24 protein-coding genes are annotated in these 25,103 nt (G+C 71.3%); 9 read left to right on the forward strand and 15 right to left on the reverse strand.

Going from position 1 to position 25,103, the window contains the following annotated elements; genetic code table 11:
• Positions 1-54: 54 nt before the first annotated feature.
• The 6 genes from ABIA33_RS29715 to crcB (ABIA33_RS29740) form a co-directional block, all read right to left on the reverse strand.
• Positions 55-921 (reverse strand): glycosyltransferase family 2 protein, encoded by an 867-nt coding sequence (locus ABIA33_RS29715; protein ID WP_370085757.1) that lies wholly within the window; start codon positions 919-921, stop codon positions 55-57.
• A 339-nt stretch (positions 922-1,260) separates the two neighbouring features.
• Entirely contained in the window at positions 1,261-3,387 is a 2,127-nt protein-coding gene (locus tag ABIA33_RS29720) for a putative bifunctional diguanylate cyclase/phosphodiesterase (RefSeq protein ID WP_370085758.1), read from the reverse strand.
• Positions 3,384-4,190, reverse strand: coding sequence for an SAM-dependent methyltransferase (locus tag ABIA33_RS29725; RefSeq protein ID WP_370085759.1), 807 nt, complete (start codon positions 4,188-4,190; stop codon positions 3,384-3,386). The genes ABIA33_RS29720 and ABIA33_RS29725 overlap by 4 nt, the downstream gene beginning before the upstream one ends.
• 132 nt (positions 4,191-4,322) lie before the next feature.
• On the reverse strand, positions 4,323-4,691 hold the full coding sequence (crcB, locus tag ABIA33_RS29730) for a fluoride efflux transporter CrcB (protein ID WP_370085760.1): 369 nt from the start codon (positions 4,689-4,691) through the stop codon (positions 4,323-4,325).
• A complete protein-coding gene (locus ABIA33_RS29735) occupies positions 4,691-5,089 on the reverse strand; it encodes a DUF190 domain-containing protein (RefSeq protein WP_370085761.1) in 399 nt (132 codons plus the stop codon). The genes crcB (ABIA33_RS29730) and ABIA33_RS29735 overlap by 1 nt, the downstream gene beginning before the upstream one ends.
• Positions 5,086-5,625, reverse strand: coding sequence for a fluoride efflux transporter CrcB (crcB, locus tag ABIA33_RS29740; RefSeq protein ID WP_370085762.1), 540 nt, complete (start codon positions 5,623-5,625; stop codon positions 5,086-5,088). The genes ABIA33_RS29735 and crcB (ABIA33_RS29740) overlap by 4 nt, the downstream gene beginning before the upstream one ends.
• Before the next feature lie 267 nt (positions 5,626-5,892).
• Between crcB (ABIA33_RS29740) and ABIA33_RS29745 the strand changes: the two genes are divergently transcribed.
• Together ABIA33_RS29745 and ABIA33_RS29750 are read left to right on the forward strand one after the other, a co-directional pair.
• Positions 5,893-6,591 (forward strand): hypothetical protein, encoded by a 699-nt coding sequence (locus tag ABIA33_RS29745; protein WP_370085763.1) that lies wholly within the window; start codon positions 5,893-5,895, stop codon positions 6,589-6,591.
• A 203-nt stretch (positions 6,592-6,794) separates the two neighbouring features.
• Positions 6,795-7,478 carry a class F sortase gene (locus tag ABIA33_RS29750; protein ID WP_370085764.1) on the forward strand — a complete coding sequence of 228 codons (684 nt, stop codon included), beginning with the start codon at positions 6,795-6,797 and terminating at the stop codon, positions 7,476-7,478.
• A 41-nt stretch (positions 7,479-7,519) separates the two neighbouring features.
• On the opposite strand, the gene ABIA33_RS29755 is transcribed toward ABIA33_RS29750, so the two are convergent.
• A complete protein-coding gene (locus ABIA33_RS29755) occupies positions 7,520-8,170 on the reverse strand; it encodes a class F sortase (protein ID WP_370085765.1) in 651 nt (216 codons plus the stop codon).
• Between the two features lie 24 nt (positions 8,171-8,194).
• Entirely contained in the window at positions 8,195-9,070 is an 876-nt protein-coding gene (locus ABIA33_RS29760; protein ID WP_370085766.1) for a serine protease, read from the reverse strand.
• Between the two features lie 429 nt (positions 9,071-9,499).
• Between ABIA33_RS29760 and ABIA33_RS29765 the strand changes: the two genes are divergently transcribed.
• From ABIA33_RS29765 to ABIA33_RS29785, 5 genes are all read left to right on the forward strand, one after another.
• Positions 9,500-10,774: a phosphodiester glycosidase family protein gene (locus ABIA33_RS29765; RefSeq protein WP_370085767.1), complete on the forward strand. Its 1,275-nt coding sequence runs from the start codon at positions 9,500-9,502 to the stop codon at positions 10,772-10,774.
• Positions 10,771-11,727: a decaprenyl-phosphate phosphoribosyltransferase gene (locus ABIA33_RS29770; protein ID WP_370085768.1), complete on the forward strand. Its 957-nt coding sequence runs from the start codon at positions 10,771-10,773 to the stop codon at positions 11,725-11,727. The genes ABIA33_RS29765 and ABIA33_RS29770 overlap by 4 nt, the downstream gene beginning before the upstream one ends.
• A 29-nt stretch (positions 11,728-11,756) precedes the next feature.
• Positions 11,757-12,893 (forward strand): phosphodiester glycosidase family protein, encoded by a 1,137-nt coding sequence (locus tag ABIA33_RS29775; RefSeq protein ID WP_370085769.1) that lies wholly within the window; start codon positions 11,757-11,759, stop codon positions 12,891-12,893.
• A 94-nt stretch (positions 12,894-12,987) separates the two neighbouring features.
• The gene (locus ABIA33_RS29780) at positions 12,988-14,358 is read left to right on the forward strand and encodes an FAD-binding protein (protein WP_370085770.1); all 1,371 of its coding nucleotides are present in this window, start codon (positions 12,988-12,990) and stop codon (positions 14,356-14,358) included.
• A gap of 282 nt (positions 14,359-14,640) precedes the next feature.
• Positions 14,641-15,396, forward strand: coding sequence for a decaprenylphospho-beta-D-erythro-pentofuranosid-2-ulose 2-reductase (locus ABIA33_RS29785; RefSeq protein ID WP_370085771.1), 756 nt, complete (start codon positions 14,641-14,643; stop codon positions 15,394-15,396).
• 26 nt (positions 15,397-15,422) lie between these two features.
• Here the strand turns inward: ABIA33_RS29785 and egtD are convergent, their stop codons facing one another.
• The 5 genes from egtD to ABIA33_RS29810 are packed head-to-tail and all read right to left on the reverse strand — an operon-like array spanning position 15,423 to position 20,516.
• A complete protein-coding gene (gene egtD / locus ABIA33_RS29790) occupies positions 15,423-16,403 on the reverse strand; it encodes an L-histidine N(alpha)-methyltransferase (protein ID WP_370085772.1) in 981 nt (326 codons plus the stop codon).
• The gene (gene egtC / locus ABIA33_RS29795; protein ID WP_370085773.1) at positions 16,381-17,193 is read right to left on the reverse strand and encodes an ergothioneine biosynthesis protein EgtC; all 813 of its coding nucleotides are present in this window, start codon (positions 17,191-17,193) and stop codon (positions 16,381-16,383) included. Before egtC ends, egtD begins: the two co-directional genes overlap by 23 nt.
• Positions 17,193-18,608 (reverse strand): ergothioneine biosynthesis protein EgtB, encoded by a 1,416-nt coding sequence (gene egtB, locus ABIA33_RS29800; protein WP_370085774.1) that lies wholly within the window; start codon positions 18,606-18,608, stop codon positions 17,193-17,195. Before egtB ends, egtC begins: the two co-directional genes overlap by 1 nt.
• Positions 18,608-19,852, reverse strand: coding sequence for an ergothioneine biosynthesis glutamate--cysteine ligase EgtA (gene egtA / locus ABIA33_RS29805; protein WP_370085775.1), 1,245 nt, complete (start codon positions 19,850-19,852; stop codon positions 18,608-18,610). Before egtA ends, egtB begins: the two co-directional genes overlap by 1 nt.
• A gap of 28 nt (positions 19,853-19,880) precedes the next feature.
• Complete coding sequence (locus ABIA33_RS29810; protein WP_370085776.1) at positions 19,881-20,516, reverse strand: VOC family protein; 636 nt, start codon at positions 20,514-20,516, stop codon at positions 19,881-19,883.
• 204 nt (positions 20,517-20,720) lie between these two features.
• Between ABIA33_RS29810 and ABIA33_RS29815 the strand changes: the two genes are divergently transcribed.
• Together ABIA33_RS29815 and ABIA33_RS29820 are read left to right on the forward strand one after the other, a co-directional pair.
• Complete coding sequence (locus ABIA33_RS29815; RefSeq protein ID WP_370085777.1) at positions 20,721-21,587, forward strand: helix-turn-helix domain-containing protein; 867 nt, start codon at positions 20,721-20,723, stop codon at positions 21,585-21,587.
• 67 nt (positions 21,588-21,654) lie between these two features.
• Positions 21,655-23,112: an aldehyde dehydrogenase family protein gene (locus ABIA33_RS29820; protein WP_370085778.1), complete on the forward strand. Its 1,458-nt coding sequence runs from the start codon at positions 21,655-21,657 to the stop codon at positions 23,110-23,112.
• Between the two features lie 239 nt (positions 23,113-23,351).
• On the opposite strand, the gene ABIA33_RS29825 is transcribed toward ABIA33_RS29820, so the two are convergent.
• Both ABIA33_RS29825 and ABIA33_RS29830 read right to left on the reverse strand, forming a co-directional pair.
• Positions 23,352-24,329, reverse strand: coding sequence for an esterase/lipase family protein (locus ABIA33_RS29825; RefSeq protein ID WP_370085779.1), 978 nt, complete (start codon positions 24,327-24,329; stop codon positions 23,352-23,354).
• Between the two features lie 139 nt (positions 24,330-24,468).
• On the reverse strand, positions 24,469-25,092 hold the full coding sequence (locus ABIA33_RS29830; RefSeq protein WP_370085780.1) for a DedA family protein: 624 nt from the start codon (positions 25,090-25,092) through the stop codon (positions 24,469-24,471).
• Between the last annotated feature and the right edge of the window lie 11 nt (positions 25,093-25,103).

Here is a 25,103-nt window from a genome sequence, read left to right on the forward strand (position 1 = left end):
CGCGGGCGGCGAGGCAGGGGCAGGCCGCAGCGGTGCACCGGTCGGTGCCGTTCATCATTTCTCCCCCGCCGCCGCGGGTGCCATGGACCGGGCGCCGGGGCGCTCGGCGACAAGGGTGCGCAGCACCCGGCGGCCGTCGGAGACGGCGTGCAGGTGCGAGCGCCCGCTGCGGCGGGGAAGTTCGAGGCTCGGCACTTCGGCGATCCGGAGTCCCGAGCGGAGGGCGTGCGCGATCATCTCGGCCTCGATCTCGAAGCCGGACGCGGACAGGTCCAGCTCGTCCAGGAGGCTCCGGCGGAAGGCGCAGAAGCCGTAGCAGAGATCGGTCAGCGCGGCGTCGTAGAGCAGGTTGACCACGGCGAGCAGGACGCGGTTGCCGAGCGAGCGGAATCGGGTGATGTCCAGCGAGCCCCCGCCCGCGACGAACCGGGAGCCCTTGACGAAGTCATAGCCGTGCTCCAGGAAGTGCAGGTAGTGCGGGATCTCACCGGGCCACATGCTGCCGTCGGCGTCCATCATCACCACGTAGTCACTGGTGGCGGCGAGGAAGCCGGTGCGCAGGGCGTTGCCCTTGCCGGGGCCCTGCTGCTGCACGATCCGCACGGTCGGCAGGCACAGGGCCGCCATCCGCAGCGTCGCGTCGCTGGAGGAGCCGTCCACGAGGAGGACCTCGTCGACGCAGCGCGGGATCTGCTCGAAGACCCAGGGGATGTTGCGGGCCTCGTTGTGCGCGGGGACGACCAGGCTGACGGTGTGTCGGATCTGCGGGAGGTCGGTCGCGCGGCGCCGCATCGGCGGCCGGTTCGCGGCCAGATCGCTCTTTCGGCGGCCGGAGCTGCTGCCACGCAGGGCGGTCGAGCCCCCGCCGGCTGAGGGCAAAGCGGTTGCGGGCGTGGTTGTTCTGGGCAGGGTGGTGCTCATCGGAGACAGCCTCTCCGCACGGGATGACGGCAGGTCGCATCGGCGGCACCACCGTGCTTCACCGGGTGCGCCCTGGGAGGTCGAGGCGCAGGGCAGCCCCGGTGTACGACTGGACGATCGACGGAGCGGTGACGTGGCTCGAAGCCGTTCCCAGGCCCCTTGGTAGCCGTTCCCCCGGGCTACCGGTCGATCTCGGACGCCGAAGCGTCGACCACCAAACTGGCATATGTACTGTCCGCGCTGTCGCGGTGCCAGGCACTCATCATCGCGACTTCCCTCACGCAGAGTCAAGAGATTTCTTGGATTTTCGTCACTTTTCGGTCAAAGAACCCAGTTTGACTACACTATGTGAGCAGCGGCGATCAGACGGTCGATCTGGTCCGGCTGTACCGGTCGGCCGAAGTGCCAGCCCTGGCCCCAGTCGCAGCCCAGCATCCGCAGTCGGTCGGCAGCGGCCTCGGTCTCCACGCCCTCGGCGGTCAGGGTGAGCCCGAGGGTGTGCGCCAGCGACACCATGCCGCTGACGATCCGCCAGCCCACGCACTCCGCCTCGGTCGGCTGCTCCGACTCGTTCAGGTCTCCGACGAACGAACCCGACAGCTTCAGCGCCGACACCGGCAGGTCCCGCAGATAGGCCAGATTGGACCAGCCGGTGCCGAAGTCGTCCACGGACAGCGAGAGCCCCAGCTCCACCAGTTCCTGCAGCACGCCGAGCGACTCGTCCTGCGGTCCCACCGCCGTGCTCTCGGTGATCTCCAGCTGCAGCAGCGCCGGGTCGAGACCGGTCGCCTGGAGGACCCGGTCGACGTCGATCACGAGGCCCCGGTTCCGTGCCTGATGGGCCGTTATGTTGACGTTGAGCTGGGGAGCGGCGGAGCCGAACCTGTGCACCCAGCCCGCCGCCTGGGCGCAGGCCTGCTCCAGCACCCAGCGGCCCAGGGGCAGGATCAGCCCGGTGTCCTCCGCCGTGGCGATGAACTCGTCCGGGCCGAGCACGCCCAGCAGCGGGTGCCGCCAGCGGACCAGCGCCTCGACCGCCACCAGCGATCCGTCGGCCAGCGAGCGCAGCGGCTGGTAGTCGATGAAGAACTCGCCGCGTTCCAGCGCCACGGGCATCCGCACGGACACCGTGTACCTGCTGACCGCGCGGGCGTTGCTCTGCGCGTCGAAGAGCGTCCACCGCCCGCGACCGGCCTCCTTGGCGCGGTACAGGGTGAGGTCAGCGGCCCGGACGGCCGCGTCCGGGGTGGTGGTGGCCACCGGGCGCTCCAGCACGCCGATACTGGCCCCGACCGCGAGGCGGTGGCCCCCGATCAGCACCGGATCGTCCAGCGCGGTCAGCACGGTCCTCGCCACGGCGACCGCTTCGTGCTCTCCGCCGCTGTCCTCCAGCAGCACCACGAACTCGTCGCCGCCCAGCCGCGCCACCAGGTGCCCCATCGGTGTCAGCGCGGCCTTGAGCCGCGCGGCCACCTCGACCAGCAGCTGGTCCCCGCTGTCGTGGCCGAGGCTGTCGTTGACCACCTTGAAGCCGTCCAGGTCGACGTAGCAGAGCCCGAACCGGGTGTGCGGACCGGCCTTGTCGAACAGCTCCTCCAGGTGCTCGAAGAAGGCCGCACGGTTGGGCAGCCCGGTCAGCGGGTCGTGCGTGGCCTGGTGGCGCAGCCGCTCCTGCAGCCGGTAGCGGTCCGTGATGTCCTCCAGCATCGCGACCTGGTAGCACGGGGATCCGTCCTCGTCCCTGATCAGCGAGACGGTCAGATGCGTCCAGACCACCTCGCCGTCGCCCCGGTAGTACGGCTTGTCGCACTGGAAGCACTCGCGCCTGCCGCCGATCAGCTCGTCGTACGCGCCCCAGACGTCGGGGGAGTCCTCCGGATGCACCAGATCGTTCACCTTGCGGCCCTGCAGATCCTCCAGGCGGGCTCCGAACATCTCCAGCAGGGCCCGGTTGGCGGCCAGGATGTTGCCCTCCACGTCGCCGACCCCGATACCGATCGCCGCGTTCTCGAACAGCGCCCGGAACCGGGCCTCCGAGGCGTGCAGTGCCTGCTCGGCCTCCCGGCGGGCGGAGTCGGCCGCCACCCGGATCGACTCCTGGTCGCGCAGGGTCCGGTCGCGCAGCGCCGCCGCCCAGCCGGCCGCGAACGCGCCGGCCAGGGCGGGCTGGCAGATGTCGGGCCCGCGCTCGTCCGGCACCAGCTGCGTCTGCAGCAGTTCCACCGCCTCGGCGAGCAGTTGCGGATCGGTGAACTGCGCGTTCACCAGTACCGCGGCGGCCTCCTCGGCCAGTGCCGGGTCGAACGGCGTCTCGTCCCTGGCCCGGTGCAGCAGCCCGGAGGTGCTCGCGGCGATCCGGCGCAGCGTCCGGGGGTGCATGGCCATGCCCTGCCCGTGCAGCAGTTCCTCCCAGGCCTCGTGGAAGTCCGCGGCCGAGCCGCGTGCTGTGACCGGCGCAGCAGTCACGGACGACGCCCCACCCCGACCAGGCCGGTCATCCGCTCAGGATGGGAACCGACGGACCTCTGACTGTCAGGACGCCACTGCGGCAACCACACGACGCCGGGCTCGACTAGCTCGAAGCCGTCGAAGAACGCAGTGATCTGCTCCTGGGTACGCATGGTCAGCGGGGTGGCGGTGCGCGAGTAGATCTCCTGGTGCGGTCCTGCCTGGTCGGGACGGCCTTCAAGGGCCGCATGGCAGAGCACCAGGGCGCTGCCCGGCGGCAGCGCGTCCCGCAGCACCGCAACGATCTTGTGCGGATCCTGGGCGTCGGTGACGAAGTGCAGCACCGCCACCAGCAGGACGCCCACGGGATCGCCGGGACGCAGCAGCTCCTGCACCTCGGGCTGGGAGAGCAGGTCCCCGGGGTCGGTCAGGTCCGCCTCGACCACCTGGCTCTGCGGGTCGTCCTCGATCAGCAGCCGGCTGTGCGCGACGGCCACCGGATCCCGGTCCACGTAGACCACCCGGGCCTCGGGGTGGACCTCCCTGGCGACCTCGTGCACCGGGCCGAGCGTTGGGATGCCGGAGCCGATGTCCAGGAAACGGGTGATTCCCTCGCCCGCCAGGTAGTGGACGGAGCGCCGCAGAAAGGCCCGGTTCGCGCGCATGATCATCGGGAGTTCCGGCCAGAGTGCGATCGCCTTGCGGGCCGTCTCGCGATCGGCCGCGAAGTTGTGCGAACCGCCGAGGTAATAGTCGTACATCCGGGCGGCGTTGGGCGTGTCGAGGTCTATCCAGCCGGGAGTCCAGTTCTGACGTCGCACAGTGCACCCCTTCCGAAAGGGAAAGACAGCAGGGCACCATAGCTCTTCATAGTAGGACATAACACAGGGGACCGATATGGCCTCACGCCGCCCGCCGTCCCCGGGAGTCACCGCTCGAATTCTCTCTGGACGTCACAGCCAGGTGAGCAGCCCGTAGCCCAGCGCCGCCGCGGTCAGGCCGACGGCGAGACTGCCGACGGCGTTGAGCCCGGCTTCGGCCAGCGAGCCGTCCTCCAACAGGCGGATCGTCTCGAAGGTGAAGGTCGAGAAGGTGGTCAGCCCCCCGCACAGGCCGGTGCCGAGGAGCAGACCCACATCCGCCGGCAGGTGGTGGTGCGCGGTGGCCGCGCCGAGTGCGCCCAGCACGAACGAGCCGGCGACGTTGACCGCGAAGGTGCCCCACGGGAAGACACCGTCGTGCCGGGCCTGCACGGTGCGGTCGGCGAGATAGCGCAGGGGGGCGCCGACCATGCCGCCGAGGAACACCAGCAGCACGGGCATCAGCTGGGCTCCGGTTCCGGTTGCAGGATCTCGACCTCGTCCAGGGTGACCAGCGCGTCGCCGACCAGCTCCCGCAGCTCGGGAAGGAAGGCGCGGACGCGCTCGGGGGTGTCGATCAGGACCACCGCCACCGGCAGGTTCTCGGCCAGGTCGAGCAACCGGCTGGTGTGGATCCGGGAGCCTGCCCCGAAGCCCTCCATGCCGCGGAAGACGCTCGCCCCGGCCAGACCGGCCCGGTGCGCGCGGTGGACGATCTCGGTGTACAGCGGCCGGTGCCGGTACTGGTCGCCGTCGCCGAGGTAGGCGGTCAGGCGAAGGGCCCGGCCCTGCAGCGGCTCGCGGGGTTCACGCGCTGGCGCCGCTTCCTCGGGTCGGTGCCGGTGCAGGCTCGGGCTCATCGCGGACGTCCTTCGGCTTCGACGGAGGGGGCGGCAGGCGCGGCGGACGGGGTGGGCGCCCCGGGTGGGGCCGGTGGGACCGGCGGGGCGGCCGGGAACGGCCGGGAGCGGCGGCGCGGTCCGCGCCGTACCGGCAGCCCGGCGGCGCGGCGCGCGAGCACGATCCCGGTCCACACCGCGGCCAGGCCCGCGATCAGGCTGGTCAGGGCATAGGCATCGGCCACCGAGAGCCGCCCGGCCGCGATCAGACTGCGGGTCTCCGCCATATAGGTCGAGAACGTGGTGAAGCCGCCGATGACACCGACGCCGATGAAGGGGCGGCGGTAGCGGGAGGGCGGCCAGACCTCCAGCACGTAGACCATCAGCGCGCCCAGGGCGAGGCTGCCGAGGATATTGGTGCTGAACGTGGCCCAGGGGAAGCCCCCGGCCGGAGTGGGCCAGGCCTGCGCGAGCCCGTAGCGGGCGACGCTGCCCAGGCCGCCGCCGAGGGCGATGACGGCGAGGACGTCCCACTGCCGTTGCGGTGACCGGGTCATCTGTCTCCCACCTGAGAGTCCGGGTCGCCGGGTGCGACGACCGCCAGGTAGGGACCGTTGGCGACCGGACAAGCGGTCGCGGTTGTACGGCGAGCCCCTCCGCCGTCGAGGGCACCAGGATAGCCAATCCCCTCCCCGACGTTCCCGAAGCCCGGCCGAACGGCTCGCTGTTCGGCTCGACTCGCCCTGGCCGAAAGGACGAATTCAGCAGGGAAAGAGGTAATTTCTAAAGGCGCCACGATCCGTCGACGCCCCGAGGGAGGCCCGGTGCACCTGTACCTCTCCGTCGGGAGCGGGCGCTCGGCACTGGTGTTCATGCTGCTCGCCTTCGTGGTCACGTTCATGGTGACGCGGCTGGTCGTTCGGCTGATCCGCTCCGGACGAGGGCCTTTCGGGAATGTGGAGATGGACGGCGTCCACATCCACCACCTGGTGCCGGGGATCTTCGTGATACTGGTCGCCGCCCCGCTGGAGTTCGTGCTCGAACCGCACGGCACCCCGCGCGATCTGCTGGCCGCGCTGTTCGGAGTCGGCGCCGCGCTCACCCTGGACGAGTTCGCCCTGTGGCTGCACCTCACGGATGTCTACTGGGAGCAGGAAGGCCGCAAGTCGGTGGACGCGGTGGTCGGGGTCGCCTGCCTCGGCGTGCTGGGCCTGGTGGCGACCAACCCGTTCGCCCGGCGCCAGGGCGAAAGCGCGCTGTACTTCGCCGGTGTCCTGGCGCTTCAGCTCGGACTGGCGCTGACGGCGGTGCTGAAGGGGCGTCTGGTGCTGGGCATCGGCGGTCTGCTGGTCCCCTTCCTCTCGCTGGTCGGCGGGCTGCGGCTGGCCCGCCCCGGCTCGCCGTGGTTCCGCTGGTTCTACTCCCCGGACTCTCCCAAGTACGCCAGGGCGGTCAGGCGCGCCCAGCGTCCGGGAGTGTCGGGCCGCCTCAAGAGCCTGATCAGCGGCCTCCCGAGAAGCTGAGAAGGCCGCCGCTCTCACTCGTTCGGCGCAGCACGCCGAGCTGGCGGCCAATCCTCCGGAGCACCGTCCTGGCCTGCGTCTTCTCGCCGGCACCGGCGTTGTTCCTCGGCCAGCTGTACTTCTCTCGGTGGCCTTTGACGATGCGTCTGTTCCTGGTTCGGGCTTGGCTGTGCGGACAGACCCATGAAGCGAACAAGAGGGCCATGACCGAGAACCGGCCGAAAGCGAGCGGGCTGACCGCTCTGTCCGTGATCGCCGCGCTGGCCGTCGGCAGCTGGCTGCTCGTCGACGGCACCCACACCGTCATGCCGCCGCAGCCGAGCGGCGCCGACGCGTTCCAGGGCGCGCCGTACACCGAGGGGGACCCGTGGTCGCCCTCCGCCGAACGCAGCCCGGCGCCCCCTCCTCCGCCTCCGCTGGCCCCTTCCGTGCCGCTCCGGATCAGGATCCCGACGATCGGCGTGAACGCCCCTCTGGCGCAGCTGGGCCTCGACTCCACGGGCCATCTCCAGGTTCCGCCGGAGAACGACAGGAACCTCGCCGGCTGGTACCGGGGCGGTCCGACGCCGGGAGCGGTCGGGAACGCCCTGATCGACGGCCACGTGGACAACGCGCGAGGCCGCGCCGTCTTCTACGACCTCGGGGCGCTGCACAAGGGCAACACGATCGAGATCGACCGGCGGGACGGGACGGTGGCGGTCTTCGGAATCGACGCCATCGAGGTCTACGACAAGAGCACCTTCCCCGACCAGAAGGTGTACGGGCCGACCACCGGGCCGCAGCTGCGCGTGATCACCTGTGGCGGCGGCTTCAGCAAGGGCCGGGGCTACCTGGGCAATGTGGTGGTGTACGCGCACCTCACGCAGGAGCGCGTAGGTGCCGCCTGACGACCCCCAGGTCGTAAGCCGAGTTTGACGTCTGGCGGGGCTCAGCCCCTGCCGGTGAGGTGGGCGTAGACGACCACGTTGCCGAGATAGCCGGTCGCCTTGGTGTAGCCGCCGCCGCAGGTGATCAGGCGCAGCTCGGGGCGGGCGGTGGGGCCGTAGACGCGGTCGGAGGGGAAGTTGTTCTTCGCGTACACCTCGATGGCGTCAATGGTGAACACTGCGGTGCTGCGGTCCGCCCGCACGATGTTGACGGTGTAGCCCTTGTGCAGGGTGCCCAGGCCGTAGAAGACCGCCGGGCCCTTCTTGGTGTCGACATGGCCGAGCACGATCGCGTTGCCGGCCGTGCCGGGCGCCGGGCCGTCCTGGTACCAGCCGACCAGGTTGCGGTTGTCGGCCGGGGGGACGTTCAGCTGGCCGCTCGCGCCGACCTTCTCCCCGGTCACCGGGGCGTCGACGCCGATGGTGGGGATGCGGAGCCGGACCGGAACGGAGTACGTCAGCGGGATGATGCCGGTGGGCGAGGCCGAGGGGGAGGGTGTCCCTGGCCTGGCGGTGCTGTGGAACGCGTCGGCAGCCGACGGCTGGGGCGGGGCCGAGGTTCGTGAGCCGTCAGTCATCATCCACACGCCGCCGCAGAGCGCGGCGCCGATCGCGAGCAGGGCGGCGGGGAACTGCACCGGGCGTGTACGCATGGGGCCTCCGGCCTCGTCTTGGTGTCACAGGGTCACGGCTCGTCGGTACAGCGCGGCGACGCGGTCGTCGAAGGCGCTGCTGTAGGAGACGTCGGGGGTGGAGCCGCCGCGGTGATAGCCGCCGATCACCCCGACGATCGTGCCGCTGCCCGAGGCGGCGTGCGGGCCGGCCAGCCAGGGGCTCCCGCTGGTACCGGAGGTGAAGCCGGGGCAGTAGACGCGGTTCTGGGACGCGCTGCGCTGCCGGACCGTGCCCGTGCACGCGTGGGAGCTGTCCGAGTCGTCCGGGTAGCCGATCAGACCGATGTGCCCCGGCCGGCGGCCGATTCCCAGCGGATTGCCGCCGACCACGTCCTCGATGTTGCGCCCCGCCAGCGGCGACACCACCACGAAGGCCACGTCCACGTCCGGGTCGGACGCGGAGGACCAGGCGGGGTCGACCAGTTCGGCGCTCACCCGCCAGGTGCCGGCCGGGCCGTGGCCGGACCCGTCGCCGGGGGAGAAGGCGATGCCGCTGCGATAGCCGCTCCCGCTGCCGTAGTGAACGCAATGAGCGGCGGTGATCAGCAGGTTGCGGTGCGGGCTGTCGACCACGCTCGCGGTGCAGTAGTGGTGCCAGGAGCCGGCGGGAGAGAACACGGCCCCGACCCGGAAGGCGGCGGGGAAGGAAGGCGGCGGCACCTGCTCCGCGCTGCCGGCTCGCGTCGTCGGAGTGTGTGCCGCCGCCGGTCGCGTCGCGACGGCCCGCACCTGCCTGGTTGACGCCGCGGAATGGGAGGGGGACGCGGACGCGGACGGGAGATGCGGCACCGTGTCGATGCAGAACGGCACGACCGCGCAGGTGAGGGCTGCGCCGACGCCGCGCAGCACCGTCCTGGTCGTACGCGGGCCCTTCGGCATCGGTCTACTCCCATCGGTGGCCCCTGAATGGCGAGGTGAATGACGGAGCCTGATGCCCAGTCGCAAACTGAGGCTCGATCAGGCCACGCCGTTCCATGGGAACACCGGCGGTGGCGGAATGCTTTCTGACGCACTGTCGGATCCGCTGTTCGGCTCAGCGGAGATTGTCCGGCGGGCGATGACCGGATGGCTCGACCGGGACCGGCCGGCTCTTGTAGCACGGCCCTGGCCTGCACGCAGACTCCCACGCTCGGGAAGATCCGGGGCCGTCCCTCGAACTGCCTAGTCGGACGGGCGGAGCGCTCGATGACTGCCTAGCGTGAACCGAGCAGCCCGACCCAAGGAATCCCGCGGCCACCGAACCGACGCGACCGTCCCTTTTCCCTGCCCGTTTCCGGGTCGCGCTGCAGGAAGAAGGTGTGTGCACGAATGTCGCCGACGCCCGAACCCACAGCCGAGAACCTCGCCCTCTCGGATCCCGATATGCCGAAGGCCGACACGCCGAACACCGACACGCCGAACACCGACGGGCCTAACGCCGACACCCCTGATCCGGGCCCCGAAGCGCCCCGGCGAGGCCGGATACGCCGCCTGCTGTCCCTGCGCACCACGAAGGCGATGCTCTCGCTGACAGCGATATTCGCGGGCTGGCTGGCCTGGTCGCTCGGCGGGGCGCTGACCGCGCCCGGCGACGACAGCGTGGCCGCTCGGGTGGCCGAATGGGGGCGGGACCACCATCTCGGCCCGGTGGTGACCTTCCTGGAGAGCGCCCAGTACAAGGCGCACCCACCCAAGGTGGGCGGCCGGCCCGACATGGCGTTGAAGCCCACTGGCGTCGGAACGCAGGGAGACCCGGGCACCCCCGCACTGGCAGCGATCGTCCTGCCCAGGCTGGTCTCGCCGGCCGGGCCCGCGCTGCCCGGTGAGGGCAACTGGCAGGTTCTCGGCACTGTGCGCGGAACCCCCGCCGTGATGGGCGCGTACGTGCGCCCCGACGCGGAGCACACCTCGTACGTCGCCGGAGTGGTCTCGATGGACCCCCGGGTGCTCCGCTTCTCGCTCCACCCGGGCGAGCTCGACCCGGGGCCGGCCAACTGGGGCGTCCCGCCCTCGATTCCGGCGGGATCCCGGACCGGACTGCTGGCGACCTTCAACGGCGGCTTCAAGATCAACGAAGCGCGCGGGGGCTTCTACCTCAACGGCATCACCAAGGGAACGCTGACTCCCGATGCGGCGTCGCTGGTCTTCTACCGCGACGGCCACCTGACCGTCGGCTCCTGGGGCCGCGACGTCAAGCTCACCCCCGACGTCGTCGGCGTGCGCCAGAACCTCAGGCTCATCGTGGACAACGGCCAGGTCCCGGGCGATGTCGACACCAACGTCGAGAGCGGCTGGGGCCTCACCATCGCCGGCAAGTACTTCGTCTGGCGCTCGGGCGCCGGAGTCACCCGCGACGGGCGGATCGTCTACGTCTACGGTCCGGCCCTGTCCGTACGGACCCTGGCCGACCTGCTGCAGCGAGCCGGCTGCGTCCAGGCGATGCAGCTGGACATCAACCCTGCCTGGATGTCCTTCGTCTACTACCGGCCCACGCCCGACCCGGCCGACCCGACGCCGGTCAAGCTGCTTCCGGACCAGGAGCGGCCGGCCGCTCGCTACTACGAGTCGACCAGCCGCGACTTCACGGCCGTGTACGCGCGATGACCATCCAACAGCCGGCTCAGCCCGCGCCTCCGACCGTCGTCACCCCGCTGGTTCCCGCGCGCCGACCGACCTGGGTGCGCTGGCCGGTCGCCGCCGTCCGCACCGCCCGGCCCCGCCAGTGGCCCAAGAACCTGCTGGTGTTCGCCGCCCCGCTGACCGGCTCCGCACTGAGCCGCGGCAGTACCGCGCTGGGCGGCGCGACCCTGGCCTTCGTGGTGTTCACCCTCGCCTCCTGCGCGGTGTACTTCGTCAACGACGCCCTGGACGCCGAACGCGACCGGCAGCATCCGCGCAAGTGCCTGCGGCCCGTGGCCTGCGGCGATCTGAGCGAGACGCACGCGCTGGCGCTCGCCTGCGTCTGCGTCTGCCTGGCCTGGGCGGTCGGCCTGGTGACGCCTGGGTACGGGCTCATCCTCGCCGTCACCGCCTACCTGGCCACCTCGTTCCTCTACTCCGCCAAGCTGAAGCACGTGCCGGTCGTCGAACTGGCGGTGGTCGCCTCCGGCTTCGTGCTGCGGGCGCTCGGCGGTGCGGCGGCGGTGCATGTGCCGCCGTCCGGATGGTTCGTCCTGGTGTGCAGCCTGGGCGCGCTGCTGGTGGTGGTCGCCAAGCGCTTCACCGAGCTCACCTCGCTCGGCGCGCCCGCCGCAGGCCACCGTCCCTCGCTGCGCCGCTACACGCCGCGCGGGCTGCGCACCGCCCAGCGGCTGGTCGCGCTCGCGATGATCGCGGCCTACTTCACCTGGGCCTGGACCGAGGCCGACGCCTGGACCGCGGACTGGCACCTCGCCACCACGGTGCCGCTGGTCGCGGCCCTGGTCCGGTTCGACCGGCTGACCGCGACCGGAACCACCGGGCAGATCGAGGACCTGCTGATCCGGGACGTACCCATGCTGTGCCTGGAACTGCTGTGGCTGGTGCTGTTCGTCATCGGGCTGGCCATCCAGCCGTGACCATCCCCGACTCGGCCGGGAGGGATCCCGTGGCATCGAGAAACCCAAGAACCAAGGGGCTCGCCCGCTGGTCGACGCTCCTCGTCGCGGTGACCGCGCTCGGCCTCGCGGGCTACTGCGTCAACGACGCGCTGGCCGCGCCGGGAGACGAAGGGACGATCGTCAAGCTGGCCCACTGGGGCCGCTGCCACGAGCTGGACACCGTCGCCGACCTGATCGAACGTCCGCAGCCCGGGCAGGCTGCCCAGTGCGTCATGGGCGACGTCTCCTCCCGCGCCGGGCGGCCGGACACCGGGCGGGACAAGACGCGACCCGAGCCGCCGTCGGTCCCGGTGCTGCCGATGCATGCCCCGGTGCCCCCGCTGGTCAGCCCGGCGCAGCCCGGGGAGGGCGTCTTCTCCACACTGGTGACGGTCAAGGGCCAGCCGGTCGTCCAGAGCACGACCATGCGTCCCGACGCCACGGACCTCGGGTTCCCCGTCGGCGTGGCGTGGATGCGGCACTCGGCGCTCCGGTTCGAGCTGCATCCGGGCGTCCTGGAGCCGGGCGGCAGCTGGCCGGTGCCGCCCAGCATCGCGCCAGGCCGGCGTACCGGCCTGGTGGCCACCTTCAACGGCGGCTTCAAGGTGTCCAACGGAGACTCCCACGGCGGCTTCTACCTCGACGGGAACACGGTCGGCTCGCTGCGCAGCGGTGCCGCCTCCGAAGTGTTCCACCGGGACGGCTCGATCACCATCGGCGTGTGGAACCGCGACGTGGGCATGGCCGCGGACGTGGTCGGGGTACGCCAGTGCCTGGTGCCGCTGGTCGATCAGGGCCGGGTGACCGACGCCGTGTACTACGGCGGTACGGGCGTCTGGGGGCTGACCGACGGAGGCTTCCCCTTCGTGGCACGCTCCGGGGTCGGCATCGACCGCAACGGCGACATCATCTACGTCGGCGGGCGGCTCATGTCCGTGTCGACGCTCGCCACCACCCTGCAGCGGGCGGGAGCGGTGACCGCGATGATGCTGGACATCAACATCAGCTGGCCGTCGTTCATCTCCTACGACGGGACCCGGCAGCCGAGCGACCCGGTCCCGCACAACCTGGTCAACTTCGTCCGCGCACCCACCCGCTACTACGAGCAGTCCAGCAAGGACTTCGTGGCCGTGTACGCCCGCTGACGCGTACGGGAACCAATCGACCGAAATCAGCAAATACGCCGAGAAGGCATGTATGTGAGGCCCCATCGCCCGCCGAGGCGGTACGTTCTCTCACATGCGAGAAGACGCCGGCCGCTATCGCACGACGGCCCTCACGGGCTGGGGTCGCACCGCGCCCACCGTCGCCCGGGTCAGCGTCCCCGCGACCACCGCCGAGCTGGCGGACGTGGTGCACAGCGCGGGCGCTCGCGGGGTCGTCGCGCGCGGCCTCGGGCGCTCCTACGGAGACGCCGCCCAGAACGCGGGCGGCACCGTCCTCGACATGACCGCGCTCACCGCCGTCCACTCCATCGACGCCAGGCGCGGGCTGGTCAGCTGCGAGGCGGGCGTCAGCCTCGATCGGCTGATGCGGCTGCTGCTGCCCCTGGGCTGGTTCGTCCCGGTCACCCCCGGCACCCGCTACGTCACCGTCGGCGGGGCGATCGCGGCGGACATCCACGGCAAGAACCACCACGTCAGCGGCAGTTTCACCCGTCACGTCCGCTCCCTGGACCTGCTCACCGCCGACGGCGAGACCCACACCCTCACCCCCGAGACCGACCCCGAGCTGTTCTGGGCGACGGCCGGAGGCATGGGCCTCACCGGGGTCGTCCTCAGTGCCGAGATCCAGCTGCTGCCGGTGCAGACCGCACTGATGAGCGTGGACACCGAACGAGCCGTCGACCTCGACGACCTGATGGACCGTCTGGAGGCCACCGACCACCGCTACCGCTACTCGGTGGCCTGGATCGACCTGCTCGCGCGCGGAGCGTCCACCGGGCGCGCCGTGCTCTCCCGGGGCGACCATGCGAGCCCGGACCAGCTCGACGGCCGGCAGCGCCGCGACCCCCTCGGCTTCCGCACCTCCCGCCTGCCGTCGGTGCCCCGGGGCCTGCCCGGCGGTCTGCTCAGCGCGACGACGGTCGGCGCGTTCAACGAGCTCTGGTACCGAAAAGCGCCCCGCGAACGGCGAGGCGAGCTGCAGCGGCTCTCCACGTTCTTCCACCCGCTCGACGGGCTTCCCGACTGGAACCGGATCTACGGGCGCCGCGGCTTCCTGCAGTACCAGTTCGTCGTCCCCTACGGGGAGGAGCCGGCGCTCCGGCGCATCGTCGAGGCGATCAGCCGGCACCGGTGCCCCGCCTTCCTCGCCGTCCTCAAGCGCTTCGGTGACGGCGATCCCGGCTGGCTGTCCTTCCCCGCGCCCGGCTGGACCCTCGCCCTGGACATCCCGGCCGCGCTGCCCGGCCTCGGACAGCTCCTGGACGGGCTCGACGAGGAGGTTCTGCGGGCCGGTGGACGGATCTACCTGGCCAAGGACTCCCGGCTGGGCGCGGCGAGCCTGGCCGGGATGTACCCCGCGGTCAACGACTTCCGCAGGCTGCGCGCCCGTATCGACCCCCAGGGGCGCTTCGCCTCCGATCTCGCCCGCCGGCTGAGCCTCTAGGAGGCTGCCTCCTGAGACCGGCCGGCAAATTGGGGGCGGCGTCGCGGGCAAGGGGGCACCTCCCGCCCGAAGGGTGGGGGAGGCTCTCGCCTGGCCGGGTTGTCGTCCGTCGCCAGTGCTCCGCAATGGCTCCTTCCTTCGCCCCGCCCAGACTCTCCCCCAAACTTCGTCCGGGGGTGCCCCCTCCCTCGACCCTCCCCCAACCTTCGGCCGGGGGGACCCCCTTCTTCACCCACCCCCCATTTGCCGGCCGGTCTAAGTCCACAGAAAGGCATGTGACCCGTGAAGAACGCCCTGGGCCAGCCCCAGTCCCTGCTCCTGCTCGGCGGATCCTCGGAAATCGGCCTGGCGACCGCCCGGCGCCTGGTCCGTGCCCGCACTCGCCGGGTCCACCTCGCCGGGCGCCCCTCCCCGGCGCTCAGCGCCGCGGCCGAGGAACTCACCGCGCTCGGCGCTCAGGTCAGCGTGCACGACTTCGACGCCGAGGCCGTCGAGACCCACGAAACGGTCCTCGGCAAGGTGTTCGCCGACGGCGACATCGACGTCGTCCTGCTCGCCTTCGGCGTGCTCGGTGACCAGCGGCGCGACGAGCAGGACCCGATCGCGGCCGCGGCCGTCGCCCGGGTCAACTACGTCGGCGCGGTCACCTCGGGGCTGGTGTGCGCGCAGGCGCTACGGCGCCAGGGCCACGGATCGCTGGTCGTGCTGTCGTCCGTAGCCGGCGAACGGGCCAGGAGCGCCAACTTCATCTACGGCTCCAGCAAGGCTGGGCTCGACGCCTTCGCCCAGGGACTCGGCGACTCCCTGCAGGGCAGCGGGGTGCAGGTCATGGTCGTCCGCCCCGGGTTCGTCCGGGGGCGGATGACCGAGGGACTGACCGAGGCGCCCATGGCCACCACTCCCGACGCCGTCGCCGACGCCATCATGGCGGGGCTGCGCCGGGGCAGCGAGACGGTGTGGGTGCCAGGGGCGCTCCGGGTCGTCATGTCAGGGCTGAGGCACCTGCCCCGCCCGGTGTTCCGCAGGCTCGGGGTCTGACGACCCCCAGGTCGTAAGCGCTCCCCTCACCGCGGGGCCGGAACGGCGAGGCTCAAGGCGAACCGCCCGGCTGAGTCGCTCCACCAGTGCTCGAGGGTGAGTCCTGCCCGCTGGAGCTCCGCGCGGACCCGGTCCGGCCGGAATTTCGCCGAGATCTCGGTCCGCAGTTCCTCGCCGTCCTCGAAGGTGATCACCAGGTCCAGGTCGCGGATCTTGACGTGCAGCGGGCGGGTGGCGCGCAGCCGCATCTCGATCCACTCCTGCTCCGGGTCCCAGAGGGCGACATGCCGGAAGTCGTCGGGGTCGAAGTCCGCGTTCAGCCCGTGGTTGAGCACGGACAGGACGTTCTTGTTGAACGCCGCGGTGACCCCGGCGGAGTCGTCGTAGGCGGCGACCAGCGTCGCCGGGTCCTTGACCAGGTCGGTACCGAGCAGCAGGGCGTCGCCCGGCTCCAACTCATCGCTCACCCGTTCGAAGAAGGTGGCGCGCTCCTCCGGGAGCAGATTGCCGATGGTCCCGCCGAGGAAGGCCAGCAGCCGGGGACCCTGCGTCGCCTCAAGGCCCAGGTGCTGGTGGAAGTCGGCGACCAGGGCGTGCACGTCGAGTTCGGGGTAGCTGCCGGTGACCGCTCGTGCGGCCTGCCGCAGCGCGCTCTCGCTGACGTCGACCGGCACGTACCCGCGCAGGCTGCCGGTCGCGCGCAGGGCGTCGAGCAGGATGCGGGTCTTCTCGGAGGACCCGGAGCCGAGTTCGACCAGGGTGCGGGCGCCGACGGCCGCGGCGATCTCCGGCGCGCGGGCGGTCAGGATCTCGCGCTCGGTACGGGTGGGGTAGTACTCCTCCAACCGGGTGATCTGCTCGAAGAGGTCGCTGCCGGTGGCGTCGTAGAACCAGACGGGTGGCAGCGCCTTGGGATGACCGGTCAGGCCCTTGAAGGCGTCGGCGCGCAGCGCGTCGGTGAAGTAGTCGGCGGGCAGCCGGTGTTCAAGCGTGAAGACCGAGGTCATGGGGACGGCTCCTCTCGGCGGCGGGACGGGGGTTCTCGGGGGACAGCGGCTCGGTGCGGACCTGCGATCGGGTGGCCAGCAGCAGCGAGTGCTCCGGCACCTCGACCCAGTCCCCACCGTCTCCGCCCTCGTCGGAGGGTTCGGATGCGACCAGCACCCGGTCTCCGGTGGCTCGGTACCACAGCGAGTCGCCCCAGCGGGTGGCTGTGATCGACTTCCCGTCGGTGAGCAGCAGGTTCAGCCGGACCTGCGGGCGTACGGCCGCGACCAGGCGGGTGACGCCGGCCAGTGCGCTGCCGGGCGGTTCGCCCGCGCTGAGCCGGTCGTGGACCAGGGCCCAGAGCAGGGCTGAATCACAGTGTGCCTCCAGTCCGAGCATGATGCGCGCGGGGAGCGCGGTGCCGGTGTCTTCGGTGAGGCGCTGCCAGTCGTCGATCGCGCCGTTGTGGCTGAACAGCCACTGCCCGGTGCGGTAGGGCGCGGCGGCTGCGGCCTCCTGGCCGGTGCCGGGGGTGGCGTTGCGGACGGCGGCGAGGACGGCCCCGCTGCGGATGGTGCGGGCGAGGTCGGCCAGGTCGGGGTCGGCCCAGATCGGCACGGCACGCCGGTAGCGGGCGGGCTCCTCGTCGGAGGCGGGCAGGTACCAGCCGATGCCGAACCCGTCGGCGTTGACCGTGCCGTGCGTCTGCCTCCGCGGCGCCCAGGACTGCCGGACGAGGCTGTGCGGCGGCGTCGTGAGCAGCTCGGCCAGCGGGACGACCGGCCCCAGATAGGCGAGGTGACGGCACATCAGACATCCTCCGGGTCACACGCGGTGCGGAAGCCCGCGAAGATCTGGCGCCGGATCGGGTAGTCCCAGTTACGGAAGGTCGAGCGGCAGGCGACCGGGTCGGTGCCGAACGAGCCGCCGCGCAGCACCTTGTAGTCGCCGCCGAAGAAGACCTCGGAGTACTCGCGGTAGGGGAAGGCGGTGAAGCCGGGGTATCCGGTGAAGTCGGTGGCAGTCCACTCCCAGACGTCGCCGAGGAGTTGCCGTGCGCCGCAGGGCGCGGCTCCGTCGGGGTAGGACCCGGCCTCGGCGGGCTGCAGGTGGCGCTGACCGAGGTTGGCGTGCCGGGGTCCGGGGTCCTCCTCGCCCCAGGGGTGGCGCAGGCTGCGTCCGGTGGAGGGGTCGTGCCGCGCGGCCTTCTCCCACTCCGCCTCGGTGGGCAGGCGCCGGCCCGACCAGCGGGCGTAGGCGTCGGCCTCGTACCAGCTCACGTGCAGCACCGGCTCGTGCGGCGGCACGGGCTCGGTGCGGCCGAAGCGCCGCCGGAGCCAGCTGCCGCCGTCGCGGTGCCAGAACAGCGGGGCCTCGAGGTCGGCGTGCTGCCGGTGCTTCCAGCCGTCCGTGGACCACCAGCGCGGTTGCGTGTAGCCGCCGTCGTCGATGAACTCCGTGTAGGCGGCGTTGGTGACCGGGGCCGAGTCCAGCCAGTAGGCGGGCAGGTCGACGGTGTGGGCGGGGCGCTCGTTGTCCAGCGCCCAGGGGTCGGTGGAGGTGCCCATGGTGAACGGGCCTGCGGGGACCAGGACTTCGGCCGGGAGCCCGGCCGGAGCGGTTCCGTCCGCCGGGGCCGGCGGCGCGGGGGCGTGCAGTACTGGTGCGCCCTGGCGCAGTTGGTGGGTCGCGAGCATGGTTTCGTCGTGCTGCTGCTCGTGCTGGGCGAGCATGCCGAAGACGAAGCCGCCGTCGAACAGTGCGCTACCGCTCACGGGGGCGGTGGCCAGCACGTCCAGGGCCTGCTCGCGGACCTCGGCCACGAAGCTGCGGGCCGGGTCCGGGGCCAGCAGCGGCAGCGCGAGGCGCTCGGCGCGCGGGTGCTGGAAGGCGTCGTAGATCGGGTCCAGGTCGGGGCGCAGTGCGGGTCTGCCACCGGCCTCGCGGACCAGCCAGATCTCCTCCTGGTTGCCGATGTGGGCCAGGTCCCAGACCAGAGGGGACATCAACGGCGAGTGCTGGGCCGTCAGTTCGGCGTCGTCGAGGCAGTCGGTCAGCGCCAGGGTCCTGGCCCGGGCGGTCTCCAGCGCCGCCCTTGCGCGCTCCCTGACGGTCGCGGCCACGGTGTCCGTGGCGGTCTCGGATATGCGCACGACGTCGGTGCCGGCTTCGGTGCCGGCTTCGGTGCCGGCTTCGGTGCCGGCGGGCATGGCGCGGTCACCCATCACGATGCTCCTATCAAGGCGTCCAGTCGGTCGTCGGCGGGGCAGCGGCCCCGTTCCGGGTAGCGGTGGGCGAACTCGGCCACCGCGCGTTGCAGGTCGGCGGGCGCGCAGGCGCGGGCGAGGGCGGCGCGGCCGGCCGTGAAGCAGGCCTCCGCGGCCTCCCGCAGCCGGGGGTCGGCCAGGCCGGACCGGGCGGCATGCAACCACACCGCCCACGGCGGAACCTCACCGCCTTCGGTGAGCGGCTCCGTCGCCCGGTGCGCTGCGAGGGCCGCGACCGGGTCGTCCATCAGGCTGCTGACCAGCAGGGTGGGTACCACCCAGTCGTCGCCGTGCTGGGCGTCGATCATGCGCAGTTCCAGCCAGCCGCGCGGCCGCACCGGCGGGAACAGCGTGGTCAGGTGGTAGTCGGCGTCGTCCAGGGTGGGCGGCCGCTCGGCGAGTACGCCGCGCAGCCAGGAACGGAAGGAGAGGTCCGGCGGGGCACTCCAGGCCTCGGGGGCCGGGCGGCGCAGGCACAGCAGGTCGGCGTCGAGGGCGTAGCGGGCCCAGTCGGCGCGCGGATCCCCGTTGGGAACGGGCGGGCGGGTGCGGCCCGGGTCCATGTTCGCCCAGACGGCCTGCCGGGTCGACACCCAGCCGGTGGGGCGGCCGTGCCACAGGGGTGAGTTCGCGAAGGCTGCGATCAGGACGGGCCCCAGTCGGTGCGCCAGCACCCACCGGGAGCGGAACCCGGACGGGCCGTCCCCGTCGTCGCCGGCGTCCACGTTGACCTGGACGGAGGCGGTGGCCCGCATCATCATCCGGCCCCAGCCGCCGCCGCGGTCAAAGAACGCCTCCATGGCGCGATAGCGGGGGAGGTCGAGCACCCGGGTGGGGTTGCGGTACGGCTCCAGGCCGTAGCCCGCCACTGCCAGCCCTGCCCGATCCAGGGCCGCCCGCAGGACTGCCAGGTCGGCGGCGGTGTTCTCGGTGCACTGCGCCGGGGAGGTGGCGGGGCGAGAACTCAGCTCGATCTGGCCCCCGGGCTCCAGCGTGATCCTGCTCCGGTACGGGAGGCCGTCGCCGGCGCCCAGGTCCTCCAGCACCCGCTGGACCTGCGCGATCGGCACTGGCGCCGTCGGGTCCGCGGGGTCGCACACCAGCCACTCCAGCTCCACGCCGGTGTGCCGGGGCGGGCCGGTCTTGAAGCAGATTCCGGCGATGTGTTCGAGCGCGTCGCCTTCACCTGGGTGGATGTCCATGGCTTCCCTCCTGGGGATCAGCGGGGGACTAAAGCGTGACCGGACCACGCGCGGTTGCGAAGTCCACGGAGACGAGTCCGGGCTCCTCGTCCTCGATCCATGCCACGTCCGTCTGGTCGAGTGGGTGGTCGGCGGGGCCGCCGAGAAAGTCCGAGATTACCCGGGAGTCTCCCGAGATCGTCAACCCCGCAATCCGGCTGCCGGTGCGCGGATCGGCCGAGGGGATCTCCTCGGGTGGGACCAACCACTGCAGGAAATAGGGGAGTTGAGGATCATCGATCAGCTCCAGAAGGCCGATCTGCTTCCAGCGGAGATCAAACCCGTCGGGCCGCACCCGGTGGCCCTCGGCGGCCGGCCGGCCCAGCCGAGCCTCGACCGGAGCGATGTCGTCCACGGCCACCACCCAGCCGAGCCAGCCACCGCCCTCCTCCGCCCTCCGCGCGACGGCGCGGCCGAACGGTGCGCGGTCGGCGGCCGGGTGGTCGAGCGTCGTCACGACCTCGACGTAGGTGCCTCCGGCCAGCGGCAGCACGAAGTTGCGGGTGCCGAATCTCGGGTGCACCCCGCCGTCGGTGAAGGCCGCGCCCAGCGCGGAGCCGAGCCTTTGCACGGTGGAGACGAAGCCGTCCCGTGCCACCGCGTAGGAGACGTGGTCGAGTCGCATTCGGCCATCATCGCCCGAGCCGTTGCGGGCCGCCCGCTCTGGGACTGCCGCCGCGCCGGTCCGTGGCTGAAAGTCGCACGTCCGGCGGAAGGTTCGAGTAAGGAGTGTCATGCTCAAGCCTTCTGTCCATATGACAGGATGGCCTCTCGGCAGCGGCGCCCGGCAGAGGCTGACCGCCTGGTGCAGGGGTATGGGTTCACACGAATGACCATGGTTCAGCCGGGAAGCGGTTCCCTGGTGCGCCGCCTGCTCCTTGGCGCGCAGCTGCGTCGTCTGCGAGAGACCCGGGGTTTCACGCGGGACCAGGCCGGCTACCACATCCGTGCCTCGGAATCGAAGATCAGCCGCCTGGAACTCGGGCGGGTGGGCTTCAAGGAGCGGGACGTCGCGGACCTGCTCTCCCTCTACGGCGTCACCGACGAGACCGAGCGCGCCACGCTGTTGGCCATGGCCAGGGAGGCCAACGTGGCCGGCTGGTGGCACAGCTACAGCGACGTGCTGCCGGCCTGGTTCCAGACCTACGTGGGCCTGGAGGAGGCGGCCGCGATGATCCGCAGCTACGACGTCCAGTTCGTGCACCCGCTGCTCCAGACCGAGGAGTACGCCCGGGCGGTGATCGCCCTGGGTCGCGACTCCGGGGCCGAGGACGAGGTCGAGCGCCGCGTCGGCTTCCGGATGGAACGGCAGAAGCGGCTCGTCGCAGAGCGGGCGCCCCGGCTCCACGCGGTGATCGACGAAGCGGTCCTACGCCGGCCGTTCGGCGGCGTGGAGGTGCTGCAGGACCAGCTCCGCAGGCTGCTGGACCTGTCCGAGCGCTCCCACGTGGTGCTCCAGGTCATGCCGGCGGACCACGGCGGCCCGGTGGCCGAGGGCGGCAGCTTCACCATGCTGCGGTTCAGCCAGTCCGAACTCGGCGAGGTCGTCTATCTGGAGCAGCTCACCGGCGCCCTCTATCTGGACAAGAGCGAGGAGTTGGAGCAGTACGGCCAGGCGTTCGCGCGGATGTGCTCCGACTGCCTGTCGCCCGAAGGGAGCCGGGACTTCCTGATGTCACTTCTCCAAGCGCCCTGACACAACCATAGTATGACATATCATCAGATATCGTGCGCCTCCTGGCGGGCATTGCGGAAGGGATCACATGTCCTACTTCTCCGATCTGGCACTGCAGTTCATCGACGGCCGGTGGCGACCCGGCAGCGGTACCTGGGAGATCATCGACGTCAATCCCTACAGCGGTGACCGGATCGCCGCCATGCCGGTTGCCACGGTCGCCGAGGTGGACGAGGCCTACCGGGCCGCGGAGCGGGCGCAGCGCGAGTGGAGCCAGGTCAACCCCTACGCCCGCCGGCTGGTCTTCGAGCGGGCCCTGCGGGTGATCGAGGACCGCGAGCAGGAGATCAGCGAGTTCATCGTCGAGGAGCTCGGCGGTACCTGGCTGAAGGCCGGTTTCGAGCTCGCCCTGTCCAAGGACATGCTCAGGGAGGCGATGCAGCTTCCGCTGCGGGCAGAAGGCCGCATCCTGCCCTCACCGGTCGACGGCAAGGAGAACCGGCTGTACCGGCTGCCGGTGGGCGTGGTCGGGGTGATCAGCCCCTTCAACTTCCCGCTGTTCCTGTCCCTCAAGGCGGTCGCTCCGGCCCTGGCACTCGGCAACGGCGTCGTGCTCAAGCCGCACCAGAACACGCCGATCGTGGGCGGCACGCTGATAGCCAAGATCTTCGAGGAGGCGGGACTCCCTGCCGGGCTGCTGAACGTGGTGGTGACCGACATCGCGGAGATCGGCGACGCGCTCATCGAGCACCCGGTTCCCAAGGTCATCTCGTTCACCGGTTCCGACCAGGTCGGCAGGCATGTCGCCCAGGTCGCCGCAGGCCACTTCAAACGCACCGTGCTGGAGCTCGGCGGCAACAGCGCGCTGATCGTGCTGGACGACGCCGACCTCGACTACGCCGTGGACGCGGCCGTGTTCAGCCGCTTCGCCCACCAGGGCCAGGTCTGCATGGCCGCCAACCGGGTGCTGGTCGACCGCAGCGTAGAACGCGAGTTCACCGAGCGGTTCGTCCGCAAGATCGCCTCGCTGAAGGTGGGGGACCCGCGGAATCCGGAGACCCACATCGGTCCGCTGATCAACGCCAACCAGGCGGACGCCATCACCGCCCAGGTGGACCAGGCCGTCGACGCGGGCGCCACGGTCCTGCTCCGGGGGAAGACCGAGGGCACGCTGATGGACCCGACCGTGCTGACCGACGTTCCGCCCGGCGCGCCCATCCTGACCCGGGAGCTGTTCGGCCCGGTCGTCCTGGTGATCCCCTTCGACGGCGAGGACGAGGCGGTGAAGATCGCCAACGACACCCCCTTCGGCCTCAGCGGCGCGGTGCACACCGGCGACATCGAGCGGGGGGTGCGGATCGCCAAGCAGATCGAGACCGGGATGATCCACATCAACGACGGCACGATCCACGACGAGCCGATCGTCGCCTTCGGCGGCGAGAAGCACTCCGGATTGGGCCGATTGAACGGCGAGTCGACGATCGAGGCGTTCACCACGCTGAAGTGGATCTCCATCCAGCACGGGCGCAGTGCCTTTCCGTTCTAGGGCCTTCCGGTTCTGGCAGAGTCGCGTCGCCGGGCGGGTCCGTGCACACGGGCCCGCCCGGTCGGAGTCCGGGACGGCTTAGACCGACCGGCACATGGAGGGTGGGTGAAGGAGCGGGTCGAGGGCCGAGTCTGGGCGGGGCGGAGGAAGGAGCCACTGCGGAGCATTGGCGACTGACGACAACCCGGTCAGGCGAGAGCCATCGGCCTGCGACGCCGCCCTCCATTCGCCGGTCGGTCTTAGCCGCCCAGTACCGGAAGGACCGGCACGCACAGCGGGGGACTGGCGTGGGCGGGGTCCAGCGCGTTCAGTACGTCGTGCAGCGCCACCGGGTCGTAGATCACCGCGAGGTGGTCCGCGAGGTCCAGGCCGCACTGGTCCTGAAGGGTGATGTCGGTGACGTCGGCTCCGCTGAGGAAGGCGGAGCTGTAGGGGGTGACCACCTCGTCGTAGCGGGTCTCGATGACCGTGTAGTGGATCCCGGGAACCGTGTCACCGCCGGAGTTCAGCGCGGTGATGAAGGGGGATCCGGCGGTCTGCTGGCCGCAGGCCGCGCACAGCGAGCCGACGAAGGACGAGCCGCCGGGGAAGGCGGCCAGCAGGCCGGTGAGCCCGTCCAGGTTGGTGCCGTGGTTGGACGGGGCGAGGCCGACCAAGGTGTGCACCTTGGCCGCTCCGCCGAGGTTCTTGAGGTAGTAGCGGGGCATCATTCCGCCCTGGGAGTGTCCGACGATGTCGGCCTGGGCGGCGCCGGTGGCGGCGAGCACCTGGTCGACGAAGGCGGCCAGCTGCGCGGCGCTGGTGGGAATGTCGCCGTAGCCCTGGAAGAGGTTCCCGGGCGAGCCGCCGTAGTTGAGGGCGAAGACGCAGTAGCCCTGGTCGGCGAGCAGTGGGGAGAGCGCCTGCCAGCTGTCGGTCAGGTCGCCGAAGGTGCCGTGGACCAGGACCACGGGCCGTGGATGGGCCGCGCTGGGCCGGCAGGACCAGTTGTTCGCGCCGGGCGGCGCACTGCCCGGGTTCAGCAGTTCGGCGCTGATGCCCGCAGCGAAGCTGTAGGGGACGGGGTAGCCGGTGGCCTGCGCGGGCGCCGCGCCGAGGCCGAGGGCGACGAGTGGAAGCACGGCGGTGGCGAGTAGTGCGGTGAGGGATCTGAGTCCCAGGGGTCTCGGGCGCCGCTTTCCGCGGCTGCCTCGGGCCCGGCCATGGCGGGTGGACATGGACGACCTCCGTAAGGTGTGGGGGACCTTGGCTACCGATCGGTTCTACCGATGGGTAGGGTTCTCGGAGGGTAGGAACGGCGGGTAGAGAAGGCAATGCCCGTGACACGGTGGATTCGTGGCGGGGTCGCGGCAGCCGTCAGGGGCGGCGGCGCTGGAGCAGCACCGGGATCAGCGAGACCAGGACCACCAGGCCGACCAGCGGCAACAGGTAGTTGTCGATGCCCGGTACCGTCGCGCCCAGCCAGTAGCCGGTCAGAACCAGGCTCTGGGTCCAGGCCAGACCGCCGACGACCTGCCAGAGCGTGAAGGTGCGGACGGGGACCTGCAGCATGCCCGCCACCAGGCCGAGCACGGTGCGCACCATGGGCACGAATCGGCCGATGATGATCGCCTTGCGGGTGCCGTAGCGGGACAGCAGTTCCTCGCCCCTGGTCACCATCGCCTTGACCCAGGCGTTCCCGCGGCGGTCGAGCGCCGCCTGCCGCCCGCTGCGGCCGAGGTAGTAGCTGAACTGCGTCCCGACGATCGAGCCCACCGCCGCGCAGAGCAGGACCTGCCAGAGGGTCAGACGCGGCCCGCCTCCGGTGCCGGCGGCGCAGAACACCCCGGCCGGGAAGAGCAGTGTGTCGCCGGGCACGAAGAAGCCGACGACGGGGATGCCCGCCTCGGTGAAGGTCGCGACCAGGACGGCGAGCGCGCCGAAAGCTGCGAGGAGCGAGGACCCGCTGGTGGGGTTGACAGCCAGCAGGGCCGCGCTCACGGCAGGTTCCT

The sequence above is a fragment of the Streptacidiphilus sp. MAP12-16 genome, assembly GCF_041262165.1.
Lineage (GTDB): Bacteria > Actinomycetota > Actinomycetes > Streptomycetales > Streptomycetaceae > Streptacidiphilus.

Excerpts from the sequence above, each read along its gene's own strand:
- ABIA33_RS29715 (WP_370085757.1), bottom strand. The coding sequence starts at position 921 with ATGAGCACCACCCTGCCCAGAACAACCACGCCCGCAACCGCTTTGCCC.
- crcB (WP_370085760.1), bottom strand. The coding sequence starts at position 4,691 with ATGCCCGTGCTGCTGGTGTTCCTCGGCGGCATGGTCGGCGCCCCCCTG.
- ABIA33_RS29735 (WP_370085761.1), bottom strand. The coding sequence starts at position 5,089 with ATGAGCCCGAGCCTGCACCGGCACCGACCCGAGGAAGCGGCGCCAGCG.
- crcB (WP_370085762.1), bottom strand. The coding sequence starts at position 5,625 with ATGACCCGGTCACCGCAACGGCAGTGGGACGTCCTCGCCGTCATCGCC.
- ABIA33_RS29750 (WP_370085764.1), top strand. The coding sequence starts at position 6,795 with ATGACCGAGAACCGGCCGAAAGCGAGCGGGCTGACCGCTCTGTCCGTG.
- ABIA33_RS29755 (WP_370085765.1), bottom strand. The coding sequence starts at position 8,170 with ATGCGTACACGCCCGGTGCAGTTCCCCGCCGCCCTGCTCGCGATCGGC.
- ABIA33_RS29760 (WP_370085766.1), bottom strand. The coding sequence starts at position 9,070 with ATGCCGAAGGGCCCGCGTACGACCAGGACGGTGCTGCGCGGCGTCGGC.
- ABIA33_RS29765 (WP_370085767.1), top strand. The coding sequence starts at position 9,500 with ATGTCGCCGACGCCCGAACCCACAGCCGAGAACCTCGCCCTCTCGGAT.
- ABIA33_RS29770 (WP_370085768.1), top strand. The coding sequence starts at position 10,771 with ATGACCATCCAACAGCCGGCTCAGCCCGCGCCTCCGACCGTCGTCACC.
- ABIA33_RS29780 (WP_370085770.1), top strand. The coding sequence starts at position 12,988 with ATGCGAGAAGACGCCGGCCGCTATCGCACGACGGCCCTCACGGGCTGG.
- egtD (WP_370085772.1), bottom strand. The coding sequence starts at position 16,403 with ATGACCTCGGTCTTCACGCTTGAACACCGGCTGCCCGCCGACTACTTC.
- egtC (WP_370085773.1), bottom strand. The coding sequence starts at position 17,193 with ATGTGCCGTCACCTCGCCTATCTGGGGCCGGTCGTCCCGCTGGCCGAG.
- egtB (WP_370085774.1), bottom strand. The coding sequence starts at position 18,608 with ATGGGTGACCGCGCCATGCCCGCCGGCACCGAAGCCGGCACCGAAGCC.
- egtA (WP_370085775.1), bottom strand. The coding sequence starts at position 19,852 with ATGGACATCCACCCAGGTGAAGGCGACGCGCTCGAACACATCGCCGGA.
- ABIA33_RS29810 (WP_370085776.1), bottom strand. The coding sequence starts at position 20,516 with ATGCGACTCGACCACGTCTCCTACGCGGTGGCACGGGACGGCTTCGTC.
- ABIA33_RS29815 (WP_370085777.1), top strand. The coding sequence starts at position 20,721 with ATGACCATGGTTCAGCCGGGAAGCGGTTCCCTGGTGCGCCGCCTGCTC.
- ABIA33_RS29820 (WP_370085778.1), top strand. The coding sequence starts at position 21,655 with ATGTCCTACTTCTCCGATCTGGCACTGCAGTTCATCGACGGCCGGTGG.
- ABIA33_RS29825 (WP_370085779.1), bottom strand. The coding sequence starts at position 24,329 with ATGTCCACCCGCCATGGCCGGGCCCGAGGCAGCCGCGGAAAGCGGCGC.